This window comes from Nocardia sp. NPDC047038, from assembly GCF_040644075.1.
Lineage (GTDB): Bacteria > Actinomycetota > Actinomycetes > Mycobacteriales > Mycobacteriaceae > Nocardia > Nocardia sichangensis.
In genome coordinates, this window is the sequence record NZ_JBEYVQ010000003.1 from 480,914 (window position 1) to 495,561 (window position 14,648).

The 14,648-nt window shown below is 67.6% G+C and carries 16 protein-coding genes; 10 read left to right on the plus strand and 6 right to left on the minus strand.

What is annotated here, in order from left to right:
* Positions 1–23: 23 nt before the first annotated feature.
* Positions 24–1,424 (minus strand): PLP-dependent aminotransferase family protein, encoded by a 1,401-nt coding sequence (locus ABZ824_RS15570; protein WP_356963760.1) that lies wholly within the window; start codon positions 1,422–1,424, stop codon positions 24–26.
* A gap of 72 nt (positions 1,425–1,496) precedes the next feature.
* Here ABZ824_RS15570 and ABZ824_RS15575 point away from each other — a divergent pair, with 72 nt between their 5' ends.
* Positions 1,497–1,817, plus strand: a complete 321-nt coding sequence (locus ABZ824_RS15575; protein WP_356963761.1) for a cupin domain-containing protein — start codon at positions 1,497–1,499, stop codon at positions 1,815–1,817.
* A 384-nt stretch (positions 1,818–2,201) separates the two neighbouring features.
* On the opposite strand, the gene ABZ824_RS15580 is transcribed toward ABZ824_RS15575, so the two are convergent.
* Complete coding sequence (locus tag ABZ824_RS15580; protein WP_356963762.1) at positions 2,202–2,861, minus strand: QsdR family transcriptional regulator; 660 nt, start codon at positions 2,859–2,861, stop codon at positions 2,202–2,204.
* Between the two features lie 259 nt (positions 2,862–3,120).
* Positions 3,121–4,437 carry a helix-turn-helix transcriptional regulator gene (locus ABZ824_RS15585; RefSeq protein WP_356963763.1) on the minus strand — a complete coding sequence of 439 codons (1,317 nt, stop codon included), beginning with the start codon at positions 4,435–4,437 and terminating at the stop codon, positions 3,121–3,123.
* Between the two features lie 262 nt (positions 4,438–4,699).
* Here ABZ824_RS15585 and ABZ824_RS15590 point away from each other — a divergent pair, with 262 nt between their 5' ends.
* From ABZ824_RS15590 to ABZ824_RS15600, 3 genes are all read left to right on the plus strand, one after another.
* Positions 4,700–5,047, plus strand: coding sequence for a hypothetical protein (locus ABZ824_RS15590; RefSeq protein ID WP_355074783.1), 348 nt, complete (start codon positions 4,700–4,702; stop codon positions 5,045–5,047).
* Positions 5,048–5,255: 208 nt separating this feature from the next.
* Positions 5,256–5,618, plus strand: coding sequence for a hypothetical protein (locus ABZ824_RS15595; RefSeq protein WP_356963764.1), 363 nt, complete (start codon positions 5,256–5,258; stop codon positions 5,616–5,618).
* Positions 5,619–5,659: 41 nt separating this feature from the next.
* Positions 5,660–6,598, plus strand: coding sequence for a hypothetical protein (locus ABZ824_RS15600; RefSeq protein WP_356963765.1), 939 nt, complete (start codon positions 5,660–5,662; stop codon positions 6,596–6,598).
* Positions 6,599–6,607: 9 nt separating this feature from the next.
* On the opposite strand, the gene ABZ824_RS15605 is transcribed toward ABZ824_RS15600, so the two are convergent.
* Positions 6,608–7,084, minus strand: a complete 477-nt coding sequence (locus ABZ824_RS15605; protein WP_355074777.1) for a hypothetical protein — start codon at positions 7,082–7,084, stop codon at positions 6,608–6,610.
* 196 nt (positions 7,085–7,280) lie between these two features.
* Here ABZ824_RS15605 and ABZ824_RS15610 point away from each other — a divergent pair, with 196 nt between their 5' ends.
* Positions 7,281–8,186: an ADP-ribosylglycohydrolase family protein gene (locus ABZ824_RS15610; RefSeq protein ID WP_356963766.1), complete on the plus strand. Its 906-nt coding sequence runs from the start codon at positions 7,281–7,283 to the stop codon at positions 8,184–8,186.
* A gap of 138 nt (positions 8,187–8,324) precedes the next feature.
* Here ABZ824_RS15610 and ABZ824_RS15615 read toward each other — a convergent pair whose 3' ends face one another.
* On the minus strand, positions 8,325–9,068 hold the full coding sequence (locus ABZ824_RS15615; protein WP_356963767.1) for an ATP-binding cassette domain-containing protein: 744 nt from the start codon (positions 9,066–9,068) through the stop codon (positions 8,325–8,327).
* 97 nt (positions 9,069–9,165) lie between these two features.
* Positions 9,166–10,212, minus strand: coding sequence for an ABC transporter permease (locus tag ABZ824_RS15620; protein ID WP_356963768.1), 1,047 nt, complete (start codon positions 10,210–10,212; stop codon positions 9,166–9,168).
* A gap of 130 nt (positions 10,213–10,342) precedes the next feature.
* On the opposite strand from ABZ824_RS15620, the gene ABZ824_RS15625 reads away from it, so the two are divergent.
* The 5 genes from ABZ824_RS15625 to cobM all read left to right on the plus strand — a co-directional run bounded on the left by ABZ824_RS15625 (position 10,343) and on the right by cobM (position 14,143).
* Entirely contained in the window at positions 10,343–11,719 is a 1,377-nt protein-coding gene (locus ABZ824_RS15625) for a sensor histidine kinase (protein ID WP_356963769.1), read from the plus strand.
* The gene (locus tag ABZ824_RS15630) at positions 11,716–12,333 is read left to right on the plus strand and encodes a response regulator transcription factor (protein WP_355074768.1); all 618 of its coding nucleotides are present in this window, start codon (positions 11,716–11,718) and stop codon (positions 12,331–12,333) included. The genes ABZ824_RS15625 and ABZ824_RS15630 overlap by 4 nt, the downstream gene beginning before the upstream one ends.
* A gap of 99 nt (positions 12,334–12,432) precedes the next feature.
* Positions 12,433–12,768 carry a hypothetical protein gene (locus tag ABZ824_RS15635; protein WP_356963770.1) on the plus strand — a complete coding sequence of 112 codons (336 nt, stop codon included), beginning with the start codon at positions 12,433–12,435 and terminating at the stop codon, positions 12,766–12,768.
* Between the two features lie 175 nt (positions 12,769–12,943).
* Positions 12,944–13,369 carry a PPOX class F420-dependent oxidoreductase gene (locus tag ABZ824_RS15640; RefSeq protein ID WP_356963771.1) on the plus strand — a complete coding sequence of 142 codons (426 nt, stop codon included), beginning with the start codon at positions 12,944–12,946 and terminating at the stop codon, positions 13,367–13,369.
* A gap of 24 nt (positions 13,370–13,393) precedes the next feature.
* Entirely contained in the window at positions 13,394–14,143 is a 750-nt protein-coding gene (gene cobM / locus ABZ824_RS15645; RefSeq protein ID WP_355074762.1) for a precorrin-4 C(11)-methyltransferase, read from the plus strand.
* Positions 14,144–14,648: the final 505 nt, after the last annotated feature.

Sequence of the window (14,648 nt, forward strand, 5' to 3'; positions counted from 1 at the left end):
GCGCAGCCCGAACGGAAGTCCGTTCAAATAGCGAGCGGGGGTGACACCGCGACGGGTTGGTCAGGTGGTTCGTAGGTCCGCCATGCCTCGGCTAATCGGCGTGCGGCTTCGCGCAGGTCGTGGGGTTCGGCGACGAAACTGATCCGTATGCGGTCGATGCTGCCGCCGGAGGCATCCAGCCCGGCACCGGGCAAGATCGCGACCCCGTGTCGCAGTGCGCGCTGAGCGAAGGAGGCGCCATCCCCATGGGGCAGTCGGATCCACAGCGTCTGGCCACCGGACACCGTGGGGATGTCCCAATTCGGTAGACGCGCGGCCAGTTCGGCCACCAGCAGGTCGTGACCTTCGCTGCGCTGCTGCGAGATTCGTTCCCGCAATCGGTCGAGATCGCGGAGCAGCCAGGTGGCGGCTAACTGTGCTGGGATGTTGCCGCCGAGATCGTGCACCGCGCGCAGCCGAGACAACCGGGCGATCACCGGGACCGGTGCCCGCACCCAACCGACACGCAACCCGCCCCAGACGACTTTGCTGAGCGAACCGATGGATATCACCGATTCGTCATAGTGGGCCAACGGCGGTGGTGGCGGATCGGTGCCAGGGAATCCGAGATCGGCCAGCACCTCGTCATCGACCAAAGGCACCGCGGCCCTTCTCGCCGACTCGACCAGGGCCCGCCGTCCCGGCGCGGGAAGCACCGTACCTGTGGGGTTGTGGCATGTCGCAACGACATACGCGAGCGCCGCCGAGGTTACCGTGCCCAAGCCGACCGGGCCTGTCCGCAGTACCGTCGCGGCCTCGCGAAACGCCTCTAGCGCGCCCGGGTACGTCGGCGCCTCGACCAGGACGTGGTCACCGGGCCGGAGCAGTGCGCGGGCGAGTAGCGACAGCGCGTGTTGTCCGCCGCCGGTGACGAGAATCTGCTCCGGATCGGTTGGCACGCCACGCGCTCGATATCGGTCGGCAATCGCCCTGCGCAACAGCGGATGTCCGGTTGGGTGGTACCCGATGTCGCCCTCGACCGCGGCGAGCTCGGGCGCGATGTGCCGATATGCCTGGGCCAACTCGGGCGGCGGTTTCCCCGGAGCGGCACAAGCGAGCGCGATGACATCGGCGCTCGGCTCGAGCAGTTGCAAAAAGGCCGGGGAATGGGTGGTCTCGCGAGCCGGGACCGTCTCGGTTCCCGCGACCCGGGTGCCACTGCCCTGGCGGCGCACCACGCGACCATCCGCGCCGAGCAGATCGTATGCCGCTACCACCGTACTGCGCCCGACCGCGAGAGCCTTCGCCAGTTTGCGCTCGGGCGGCAGCCGCATGCCCGACCGCAGCTCACCGTCATCGATCAACGCCCGCAGTCGCCGCGCCAGCAGGACATAGAGCGGACCTCGGTCGGTCGACCAGCGACCGAGCCGATCAGCAAGTTCCATTGGCTCCATATGCAAACCAATTCTGCCTGATTGGCTCTAGGGTCCCGACCTCGCCACGGCCACGATGAACCCATGAGCAAGATCTCCATTACCGATGTCGTCGACGACCTGAGCGGTCCTTGGCAGCCGCGCGACCTGGCCACCGCCAACGACGCCGTGGTGCGCATCGCTCGCCTGCACGGCGCATTCCCCTGGCATCACCACGACGAAGACGAGCTGTTCCTCTGCTGGAACGGCACTTTCCGCATCGAAATGCAGGACCATGCGGCGGTATCACTTGGTCCCGGCGAGATCTTCGTGGTTCCTCGCGGAGTCGAACACCGACCGGTGGCCGAGGAACCAGCTCACGCGATCATGATCGAACGGCCGGAAACCAAGCAATACGGCAACTAGCCGAGGACGCACGCGACAGCGGTAGAAGCTGCGACGCGCTGAGTGAACTGTCAGTGCGGCTCCCTATGCCGCGACAGTCTGGTCAGCTCCTCGTGGTACCGGAGCGGCGTAGTAGGCGCGATAGGAGTGAGTCAGGGAAGTAGCCACAGTCGTTCACAAGGCAGCCGATCATATTCAATGCCTGGATCGCCGACTTCGAATGCCGATACTTCCGGACAGTGACTCTCGGACCACTTTCGCAAGAGGTTTCGGACTGCTGTTCGACAAGCTACGTAGTCGAATACGCCGGCAGGTCCGGTAAACCTGATGTGGACGTCGGGTTCGCGGGGAAGCGGGGATTCCGCTGAAGAGGTGTACACCTGTCGTCACGCAGCTTCCGGTGGCCTACTCCGCATCCGGACCGCTGGTCGTCCCGCAGGGTAGGAGTGCGTTGACAACCCTGGCGGAACGATCATGGTCGGGCTGCTGGCCGGTGATGAGCCCGAGGTAGGTATAGGACTCCATGACGCGGACCAGTACGTACGGCAGATCTTCGGAAGGAATCGACGACTGCAGGCGACCGGCGGCGGTCTCCTCGCGCACGATCTCGGCGATCAGCTCGATCAGTCGAGCCTCGAAACCGGACGCTTTGGTTGTCAGCAGGCGCAGGGCCAGTTCGCCCTCGCGGTCGATGAAGCGCTGCATGCCCGGATTCGTGTTGACGGCGCGCATGGCCTCGTTCATGACGGCTGCGGCGGGGGACTGACCGGGCGCGGCGGGAGGTCCGGAGTGGCAGTGGGTCTTCCGCGAGCGGGTGAGGGTCGGTTCGATCAGCGACCAGAGAATCTCGGTGAGCAATTGGTCGCGGGAGCCGACCCAGCGATACAGGGTGGCGCGGTCAACGGCGAGCTCCTTGGCCAGCGCTTGCATGTCCACACGGTCGCCGGCGAGGAAGGTTTTGCGGGCTTCGCGGAAGGCGTCGAGAGCGGTCGGACGCGACGTCGCGGTGCCGTCGAGATGGCGCCGCAACGGTGTGTCGGCGGAGCGGGGGTCCTGCCTTGGCATCCTGCGCACCTCCCTGCGGTTGTCTCGGAATGCATGCCGACTGGCACAGTATGCTACATTTCGGAGAAACATTGCAAGAAAGCTACGGATTATTATTCTGGTGCAACACTGAACTATCCGCCACTTCGGCCTCCTGCCCCGAACCCGGTGTCATGAGCGGTCTTTGAGCACAATCGTGCACGTTGAAGGGACAACCGCCGATCTGACGCATTTGGTCTCGGCGGCTGCGCTGCGCAGTTACATGTCTTGTCGAGCCAGGTCACGCCGTTCGGGCGAGTGTGTCGAAGCGGTGGCGGAGGTGTTCGGCGTCCTCGCCGTGGGTGCGGGTGGCGGCGGCGCGGACGGGACGTAGTTCGGCCAGAAGGCGTGGGGAGTTGACGGGGCCTTCGAGGAGGGTGAGGGCGGTGTGTGCTTCGGTGATGGCGGAGGTGGTGTCGCCGAGGCCCGCGAGGGCTGCGGCGTAGTAGGCGCGGTACGACGCTTCGTCGCGGGGGAAACAGCTCTCATGGCCGACGCTCTCGCGGTACAGCTGCACCGCCCGGCTGTGGTGTCCGAGCATGCCGAGTCCTCGCGCCTCGTGGGCGCGCAGTTCGGCCTCGGTGACGTGCTCCAGCCATGCCGGGTCGTCCGGGCTGTCGAGCCCGCGATCGGCTTCGCGCCAGACTCGCACCATCGCGCGGCTGAACTCCTGCTCGTCGCCGACGGCCGCGTAGGCCGTTGCCTCCTCGGCGGCCTTCAGTGCGTTCATACGAGCCGACGGTATTCCCCTGACGAGTTCTGTCGAACGTCGTGCGAGGCGCACGGGCTCGGCGAAGGAAGCGGGCGAGGACGCGGCGAGATTCGCGAGATCACCGAGGGCGGCGGCCAATAAGGCATTGTCACCGCACTGTTCGGCGAGCAAGACCGATTCCGTGAGGTGCCGCCGGGCCGTGCCGGGGCGATTACTGTCGCGAGCCAACCATGCAACGGTATTCGACAGCCATCCCGTCGCACTGACCAATTCGGCACCTATGCGGTGGCCGTAGGACCTCGAGTCCAGTAGCCGCCGTACGGAGGCGTATTGCCCTGCTGCGTAGTGGAATATCGCGCCGCCACCGCGATGATGATCGTGCTCCCAGAGTCGTTCGGTGAGCATGCGGATATACGTGATATGCCCGGTGCCGACCCGAATCGGTTCCGCGTTCCTGGTCGGCGGTATGGAGACACCCGCCACCGCCGTCATTGTCGCTGCCAGGCCGAATTGTCTGCGGTCCACGTCATCGACTCCTTCGCAGGCCCCGTTGTCGATGGTCCCCGTATCGGGGGTAGCGAGCAAGAGGGGCAGCAACGCGGTGCGCGGCACGCCCAGCGCGTCGGCGGCACGGACCAGTTCCCGGATGTCGAAGATGGTTCCTACTTCTCCGCGCTCGACTCGTCCAGCGTGGGTGCGGTCCCAGTGCAGCAGTGCTCCGAAATCGGCTTGGGACAGGCCCATTTCTTTGCGGACGAGGGCGAGGGCCTGACCGGGCCGTCCTTCGGCGAGCAACTTGCGGAATTGCGGCGACTCCCATACGCCGTCGATCTCTTTGTCCGTCACCTTCGATCCCCCTGACTCGAAATTCGATGTCCTGAGCGGACTTTAAGCACGGTCGCGCAGGCGAGGAGGGGCAACCGCAGATATCGCGCACTTGGTCTCGTGCGCTTGACACCGTGGCGGTGTCCCTTCCGTTCTTCGAGGCTCGAGGTGCGCGCGCCGCCGGGGTGATGCCGTGCGCGGCACGGCACTCCGGACGCGGTGAGCCGCGAGCGGTGGCGAAAGCCCCCGGCGGCGGGCGCTCCCCATCGAACGAGAGGTGATCATGAAGCCGAAAGTGGTCGGGTACCTGCGCCGCGACATCTCCGGTCAGCGCACGCGCAGGCACGAAATGGAAATCCGGGCGCTGGCGAAGGCGTCGGGCTTCGACCTGGCACGAACGCTGGTCGCGGGCCCGACCGCGCCCGCTTCGCTCGCTGCGCTGCTCACCGTGGTCGGCCGCGTCGGTGCGTTCGCGGTGATCACTCCCGCGCTCGACCATGTGGAATTCCGTGCGGACGAGATCATGGCGGTGTGCGCGCTGATCACTCTCGAATCGCGGCACGCCCCGCCGCGTGGTTTCGCTCGGCGTCCGCCCTCCGCACCACACCGTGGCTTCCCTGGCCGCGCGTAGTCGATCGAAAGCACTTCGGCTCTGCTTCATCGCGCGGTCGCTGGTACCCGAATCTCATGGCCCGCGCGGGCGCGAGCCCTCGCCGCGAGAAACAGACCGTTCGGTAGTAGGTTGCCCTTCATGAGACGTCGGCATCCGGCCGGAGCTTTGCTCCGGCCGGATGCCGGGCCGCTGCCGGGCGGTTCGTCGCAGGTGAAGGTGAGGGTTCATGGCCGAGTGCACGCCGACTCTGGTCGCGATCTATGACGTCGGTTATTCGCCGGAGCGCCGAGTAGCCGAATTCAGGTTGGTTCCTGGCGGTGGCGTGACGCTCACGGTGACCGATCGTGACGGATGCGCGATCGCCGAAAGGTTGTACGAGCGCGGTGTCAAAGTTTTCGACCCGCCCGGGCGGATAACGCCGGACGAAGGTCCGCACTTCCTGCGCGCGCTGCTCGACGCGCCCGGGATGAGCTACTACCGCGTCGTCGATGAAACCTCGGACGAGCCGAAGCGACCCGGCGTCCGCACGCCTTGGTCGGCGCTGCCCGCACCGGGTTCGGATGGCGCGGCCCCGCCGCCCTCTCGGTGAGAGACGCTGTCACCCCTCTACTTCGCAACATCACCCGGCGCTTGACCAGAACTCTCGATCTGGGCACCCAGAGCGCGGCAGGCACCTACCGGCGCACCAGCCGCACGCTGGACCTCGGCGCTCGCGAGTTCCGGGACGTCGACGAGCGGTCCTCGCACCTGGTGGAAGAGGCGCGCACCCAGCTGCGGCCGCATCCGGCGCAGGTGGCTCGGCAGCGAACGTGGGACTACCGGCCCAGTGCGCGCGAATCGGCTATGAGCGCGCGCCGGCTGACCACCGATGTCGGTTTCGACGGCGACATGAGGGAAGTCGTGGCGAAAAGCTCGACCACAGTGCGGAAGATGCGCTCCGACGACGGAGAACTGAATGTGTACAAACCTATCCACGGTGAGCAATACGACGCTGGGTTGCACTTCGTGCACGCTCCGGGCGCGCTGACGAGCCGGGAGATCGCGGCGTATCGGGTCGATGAACTACTCGGCTTCGGCAGGGTGCCTCCGACGGCTCGGACGGACGGCGTGATCGGGCCCGACGGCAGAGCGTCCGGGCCCGGCATGATTCAGCAGTTCGTCGAGTCCAAGCCCGCCCGGCCGGTGGGGGAGTACCCGAAACCGCAGCAACAGCAGGTCGCGGTGCTCGACTACATCATCGGTGCCATGGATCGGCATCCCGGCAACTATCGCACCGTGGAACGTGACGGGCAGTTGGAAGTGGTCGCCATCGACCACGGTCGATCGTTTCCGCTGTCGACCCGACCGCTGGAGATCAATATCGATTCCGATTTCGTCATGGCGCAGAAGGGTGAGCGCCTCGAAGGGGATGTGCTCCGCGCGGTCCAAGGCGTGGATATGGACCGATTTCGAGCGGCGCTCGGAGACGCCGGTCTGCACGAGAATGCCGTCAACGGTGCGGTGACCCGGCTGGAGAAAATACGCGAGCTCGGCATGATCCCGGCCGACGCCAGGGTCTTGCCACCCTGATCCGCTGGATCATCCGGCCTGCGGGTGCGGGCGGCGTTCGATCGTGTTCCGCGCCCGTGCCCACACTTCCTCCGCTTCGAATTCCGCGGCCTGCCAGGAGTCGGTGGCCAGACCGACTCGGCCGCGCCACTTCCGCATGATGTCGGCGTGCACCGGCCAGCGCACGAACCGCCGCATGTCCTGCTCGGTTTCCCACACCGAGATCGAGCCGCCGCGCGACTCCGACGGCCGGGCCCACAACCACAGGCCGACCGCGCCGTGCATCACCGGCCAGTTCCGGCCCAGCCGCATTCCCGTCTTGTAGATCGCCTGGACGTCCTCTTCGGAGGCGGCCAGAAAGTCGGTCACGCTGACGAACACCGGGCCCCGGCTGTCGTGCAGCGGCCCGGCCTGCCAGGGCATCAGCACGGTTCCGTCGGAAAACGGCTGTTCATCCGTGCCGCTGTGCCGGTCGCCGGAACGGTTCTCGCTAGAGTTAGTAAGCATGAGTAGATGATATGCACACGCTTATTGAATTGCCAACCCTTACCTTCTGATCTTCGCGGCCGGCGGTAATCGAACCCGCACCGTCCCGCGCCTACCACCGGCAGTGCTCCGGTTTGTCCATCGATCGACTGGATCCGAGTGGTCGCACAGCGGGCGTCTTGCTGTAGTCGGTCAGAGTCGGCACTATTGCTTCCGTATGCCCCTGACTCCTGATATCGCCCTCGACAGCCTCGACGGTCTATCCGTTGGCGACGCATTGGGCGCCCAGTTCTTCGTGCCCGACCGTTCCCTATCCGACCTTCTCGCCGGGCGCCCGCCGACGGCCCCGTGGCAATGGACCGACGACACCGAGATGGCCTGCTCGGTCTATGCGGAAATCCGCAACCGCAGCTACATAGACCGCGATGCGCTCGCGGCCGTATTCGCCGACCGCTGCGAGCCCTATCGCGGCTACGGTGGCGGCACAGTCGTCGTGCTGCACCAGATACGTGACGGACGCCCCTGGGCCGAGGCCGCAGGCTCATCGTTCGACGGTCGTGGTTCGTGGGGAAACGGAGCCGCGATGCGGGTCGCCCCACTTGGGGCGTACTTCGCCGGGAACCTGGACCGGGCCGCAGCGCAGGCCGCGTTGTCCGCCGAAGTCACCCATCGGCATCCCGAAGCGATCATCGGCGCCATGGCGATCGCCGTCGCGGCGAGCCATGCCGCAGCCACTCGCGAAACTGGCTGTACATCAATGGAGTTGCTATCCGCCGTCGAGCCATACCTGGTCGACGGACTAACCGCGACAAGTGTCCGCCGAGCTCGAAAACTATTGGGCAGGACGGTAGCCGAAGCGGCCTACGAACTCGGCAACGGCGCCCAGGTCAGCGCTCAGGACACGGTGCCGTTCACCTTGTGGGCGGCAGCAACCTATCTCGCCGACTATCCGGCCGCCATCACCGCATGTGTCGAGGCGGGTGGGGATGTGGACACCACAGCAGCGATCGTCGGTGGCATCGTGGCGGCCCATACGGGAACAGGGAATCGAGATCACGTCCGCGGAATACCACAACAGTGGCTGCTCGCGCGTGAGCCTCTTCCTTCGTGGGCGACAAGATAGCCCAGTCCGCGGGCTGAGCACTAATGTCATTCGCCCGCAGGTGCACGCCGCTTGTCCTCGGTCAGCTCAGCCAGTATCCCGAGTCCGGAGACCGCTGGGTTCTGTTGTCGGCACCGAGGTGGTCCGTCGGTTGGCGACCTATGGGGTCACTAGGGCGGCGGCTGGAACGGTTTCCGGAGTGAGGCGTCCGTCGACCATCTGGTAGACGGCGTTCATGCGGTGCAGGTGGGTGCGGTCGTGGGTGACCAGGAGGGTGGCGGCCTCGTGTTCGTGGGCGACGGAGAGGATCAGGTCGATCACCGCGGCGCCGCGTTCGGTGTCCAGTGCGCTGGTGGGTTCGTCGATCACCAGGAGGGACGGTGCGTTCATCAGGGCGCGGGCGATGTTCACTCGTTGCCGTTGACCGCCGGACAGTTGCGCGGGGCGCTTGTCTCGCTGGTCGGCGAGCCCGACCGAATCCAGTAGTGCCAGTGCGCGTTCGCGGGTCGTGCGGCGGTGTCGGCGTGACGTGATGATCCGCTGCCCGAGATGCGCCATCGCCTCGAGTTGCTCGACGGCGGTGAGTGCCGGGATCAGGTTCGGTTGTTGGAAGACGATGCCGATCGACGAGCGACGCAGTGCGGCGGCTTCGCGACGGGTCACGTCAGCGAGATCGATTGTGTCCCGGGGTGTTACGAGACGGATGCGCCCGGATTCCGGGCGGATCAGAGTGGCTGTCACAGCTAGCAGGCTGGACTTGCCGGAGCCGGACGGGCCGGTGATGGCGGCGATCTCGCCGCCGCGGACCCGCAGGTTCACTCGGTCCAGGGCGGTGAGCCGGCCGGTGCCGTCGGGGTAGGTGAGCGTCACGTCCGCGAGGGTGAGCGTGGTGGTGGATGTCATCGGAACTCCGTGCTGAGGGCGGTCGGGCGGTTCGGGTGCGCTGATGAGGCGATCCGGGTGCGGCGGTTGGCGATCGTGCCGTGCGGAGGCCTGCGGTTCAGCGGCCCGCGCCGAGCGCGGTGAGCGGGTCGGCGGTGAACAGGAAGCGCAGGGCGAAGGCCGCGCCGAGCGAGCCGAGCAGGATCAGCGCGAGCGAGGGAAGCAGCGTGGTGGCCGGGCTCAGCACGAACGGCACCGCGTCGCCGAGCAATGCCGCCGCGGCGACGGTGATCCCGAGGCCGGTCGCGATACCGGCCGTGAGCACGGTGGCGGCTTGGACGAGTGCGTCGCGGACGAGCGACCCCGAAGTCGCCCCCAGCGCTTTCAGTGTGGCGATGTCGGGCATCCGCTGAATCGTCCACACGGTGAAGAACGCGCCGATCACCAGCGCGGAGATGGCGAACAGCAGGGCGGTCATCAGGGTGAGCGAGCCGTTTTCGGCCTGGTAGGAGCCGATCGCCGAGCGCGCTCCCGACAAGTCGGTGGTCCGGGTGTGCGCGGTGGCGTTCACCGCTTCCGGATCGGTCGCCCCCGACACCGCGAGCACGGTGGCCGCGCCGGAACGAGGGTTGAGCGCCTGCCAGTCGGCGAGCGTCATCCAGACCACGGGCGTATGGCTGTACCAGTCGTCGCCGCGCACGGCGGACACGACGAACGCGCGGCCGCCGATCACCACGGAACCGCCGGGCATGGCACCGAGATCGGCGGCCGCGCCGGTACTGAGCAGCACCGTGCCCGCATCGGTCGCCGGGCGGTTGCCGAATGCCGTGTCCGTGCCGAACAGGGCGACCTGCGCGGGGGCTGAGCCGTCACCGTTCGCTTTGCCGCGGGCGATGCCCACCGGTGTCACGCCGCGGGCGGCGGCGCGCCAAGTCGCGATCTGTTCTCCGGTCAGCATGGACCCGTCGAACGAGGGAGCGCCGCCGGTGTCGGCGAAGACGACGGTATCGCCGGGCAACGACTCGACGGCCGAGACGTTCTGGTGCGCGAGCCCGGCCGTTAGCCCGCTGAGGAAGCTCACCAGCACCGCAACCAGCGTGACGACGAGTGTGATCAGTGCGAACCGGCCGCGGGCGGCGCGGAGGTCTCGGAGTGCGACGAACATGTCTCCACCCTCACGCCGCGCCGGGCCGTTTCCATCGCGCCGAGGGAGGAAGCGCGGATGAGCGAAAGTCGGCGGCGGTTTTCCACCTTTCGATGGATGCCCCGGCGATAGCCGTACATAAGCTGACACCGTGCACTCGTCCCCGTTGACCCCGGTTTTCACCACGTTGCGGCTCGGTCTGCACGTGCTGATGACCGGTTTGGCGGTAGTGGTCGCCGTGCGCGCGGTGCTGCCCGGCGCGGCACATCCGGCCGCAACCGTCGGTCTCGCCGCGGCCTTCCTCGTGACCTATTTCGCGGGTGCGGGGTTCGCGGGGAAACGGCGCGCGATTCCGGTGTGGCTCGGTGCGCTGACGGCCCTGTGGCTCGGGCTGACCGTACTTGCGCCGGACGCGGGTTATCTCGCGTTCGGCCTGTTCTTCCTGTACCTGCACCTGCTGCCGCGCCCGTGGAATCTCTGCGCCGTGGCCGCCGCGACCGCCGTGGCGGTAGTCGGCTTCGGCCTGCATCGGGGCTGGTCGGTGGCCGGTGTGGTCGGCCCGGTCATCGGAGCCGCCGTCGCGGTCGGGATCGGGCTCGGTTATCAGGCGTTGTTCCGCGAGGCAGCGGAACGACAGCGACTGATCGACGAATTGCTCAGCACGAGAGCGATACTGGCCGAACGGGAACGCACGGCGGGCAAGCTCGCCGAGCGGGAGCGGCTGGCCGCCGAGATCCACGACACGGTCGCGCAGGGGCTGAGTTCCATTCAACTGCTGCTGCACGCGGCCGAGCGGGAAGCGCCGGATCACCCCGCGCTGCAACGGATCCGGCTGGCCAGGGAGGCGGCCGCGGAAAACCTCGCCGAGACCAGGCGACTCATCGCCGAACTGGCTCCCGCCGCGCTGGAGGGACAGTCACTGGCCGAGGCGCTGGAGCGGATCACTCAGCGCGCCGCCGCGCCCGGGTTGAATACCAGGTTCGTTGTGGAGGGTCCGCCGGAGCGACTGCCCATGCCGATCGAGGCCGCGCTGGTCCGGATCGCGCAAGGCGCGGTCTCGAACGTGATCCGGCACGCCGGTGCGGGCCGGATGCGCGTGACGCTCACGTATGCGGACGACGCGATTCATCTCGACGTGGTCGACGACGGTGTCGGCATCGCTCCCGAAGTACTCGAGCGCAGCCCGTCGGGATCGTTCGGGCTGGCCGCCATGCGATCGCGGGTACACGAGCAGGGCGGAGTCATGGCGGTCGAGTCCGAGCCGGGGCACACGGCAGTCACCGTGTCCTTTCCACTCGACACTGTCTCGGGTTGCGCCGAACTCGAAGCGGGCGAACATGGCGCGGTGCCGCTCGCCATGGCACATCCGCCGCGCACGGAACCGGCCCGGACGGAATCAACTGCCTCGGACCCGGTCGGGCCGGTGTCCGGCAGTCAAGGCGGGCCCGAGACCGGTCCGCCCGGCCAGGGCGGAACGGACACCCGAGGCGCGGACTCGCGCGACCTCGGCGCGGAGGGTTCCGAGTGATCCGCCTGCTGCTCGCCGATGACCACGCGATCGTCCGCGCCGGATTGCGCGCGCTGCTGGACGTCGCCGATGACATCACCGTCGTCGGCGAGGCGGCCACCGCGGAGGCCGCCGTCGCGTTCTGCGCGACCACGCCGGTCGACCTCGTGCTGATGGACCTGAGTTTCGGGTCCGGCCGGTCGGGAGTCGAGGCGACCGCGCGGCTGCGTGAGTTGCCGAGCCCGCCGAACGTCCTCGTGGTCACCAACTACGACACCGACGCCGACATCCTCGGCGCGGTCGAGGCCGGCGCGTGCGGCTACATCCTCAAGGACACACCGCCCGGCGAATTGCTCTCCGCGGTGCGGTCGGCCGCGGCGGGCGACAGCGTGCTCTCGCCCGCGGTCGCGTCCAAGTTGATGACCAGGGTGCGCCGCGCCGACACCACGCTGAGCAGGCGCGAGATCGAGGTATTGCGGCTGGTGTCCGACGGCCGGTCCAACCGCGAGATCGCCAAACAGTTGTTCCTCAGCGAGACCACCGTCAAGTCCCACTTGGTGCATATCTACGGAAAACTCGGCGTGCGCTCGCGCACCTCCGCGGTGGCGCGGGCCCGCGAGCGCGGCATGCTGTGACGCGGACGCGCGCAGGAACGGCCGTTCTTCACCGGAGCCGAAGCTCCGCCGATCGACTACTGTGACCGACATCGGATTTTCTATCTTCGGGGGTTTCACATGCTGATCTGGGGCTGGCAGAAGCGTATCCACACGCTCGCCATGATCACCTTGATCTGCGGCCGCTGCGGCAATCCCGCCGCGCACGCGCTGCGCAAGCTCGTCACGAAGTTCACGCTCTTCTTCATTCCGCTCTTCCCGCTCAGCACCAAGCATCACCTGGAGTGCACGTGGTGCGGCGCATCGTCACCGGTCGCCGGACCGCAGGTGCCCGACCTCCTCGCCCGCGCGAACGCCGAGAGCATGGGCCCCGCCCAGTACCAGCAGCCCGCCGCGGGCGGCCCCAACGCCCAGTGGCCCCAGCAGCCCGCTCCCAACCCCAACTGGCAGCGCTGACGAAAGTCCACCGGAGACAGCCAGTGGGTCGGCAGTCCGGCACGGTGCGCGCTGATCGCCTTCCACCGCGGTCGATACCGACGCAACGAGTGAATCGCGCGACCGAACTCAGCCGAACGGAGCCGATCGAACCAACCGAGCCGAGCTGTCGGGAGTCACCACCTAGGGTGAGCGGATGGCCTCTCTTTCCGATCCCGAAGTGCGCGAGTTTCTGACCCATGGCACCCGCACCGGCAAGGTGGCGTTCGTGACGGCTGACGGCAGGCCGATGGTGACGCCGGTGTGGTTCATCGTCGACGGCGACGAACTGGTGTTCAACACCGGCAAGTCCACCGCGAAGGGCAAGGCGTTCGCCCGGGACGGCCGCGTCTCGGTGTGCGTCGACCTGGAGGAACCGCCCTACGCGTCGGTCCAGTTGCGGGGCACGGTGACGCTTTCGGAAGACCCGGACGATCTGCTGCGCACCGCCACCGAGATCGGCGGCCGTTACATGGGCGCCGACCGTGCCGAGGAATTCGGCAAGCGCAACGGCGTCCCCGGCGAACTCGTCGTCCGCCTCCGCCCCGAGAAGGTGATCGCCCACTTCGACGCCACCGCCTGAGCGGGGGTCAATACACTCGCGCGCATGACCGTGCACTTCATCGGGGCCGGGCCGGGCGCGGCCGATTTGTTGACGGTGCGCGCGGTCGAGTTGCTCCGCGCGTCGCCGGTGTGCCTGTACGCGGGGACCTATCTGGATCCCGGCGTGCTGGCGTACTGCGCGCCCGACGCCGAGCTGGTCGATACCCAGCGCTTGGACCTCGACCAGATCACCGAGCGTCTGGTGCGCGCGGACCGGGCCGGACAGGACGTGGCCCGCCTGTGCTCGGGCGACCCGTCGCTGTATTCGGCGCTGACCGAGCAGACCCGCAGGTTGGACGCGCACGGGGTGCCGTGGGATGTCACACCGGGCGTGCCCGCCTATGCCGCCGCGGCGGCGGTGCTCGGTGCGGAGTTGACCGTGCCGGAGCTGGTCCAGTCGGTCGTGCTGACCCGGGCGCAGGCTCGCTCCACCGCGATGCCCGAGTCCGAAGCGCTGGCGAATTTCGCCGCCACCGGCGCCACCCTCGCGCTGCACCTGGCCGTCACCCGCACCCGCGCGACGGCCGCCGAACTGGCCGCCGAGTACGGCCCGGACTGCCCGGTCGCTGTCGTCTACCGCGCCAGCCAGCCCGAGCAATTGATCCTCCGTGGGACCCTGGCCGACATCGCCGACCAGGTCGAGGCCGCCGGACTGCGGCAGGCCGCGGTGATCCTGGTTGGCCGCGCGCTCACGCCGGCGGTGTCGTGCGCGGAATCCCACCTCTATGACCCGGCGCGGGTGCGCGGGTCGTGACGGCGGGTGCCATAGGCGGCCGCCTCCCGCGGCGCGAAAGCGCCGGTTTGAGGCGGGGGTGACGCATGTGAGAACCGCAACATCCTCCTGGCAAACCTCTTACGACCTACCTACCTGCGTTGATGTGAAGTGGCTATGACGATTGGTTGGTCGGCTGCCGGGGGCGACGGTAGATTGATCCGGTGATTCGCAAAGAAGGTCCCGGCGGAGCCGGTCGGTGGGTGCTGGGCACGGGCGAGCCCATGTAACGAGCCCGGCCGGTTGGACAGATAGTTCAATTGAACATTTTTGCCTGATTTGATGTGAGAACTGAACCTGGAGACGCAGGCGCCACGCTCGGATAGGTGGAGCGCCCTCTCCGGGTGTGGTCGGGGAGCGCTTGCGTGGTGTTCCGGAAGCGAGGTTACGGTTGGACCGGCTGGATTTCGGCGGAAACGGCGAAACTGGTGGCGAACGGGCACACGCTGCGTCTGGGGTAGCACCCGACCTGTCGGGTGCGTTCCCG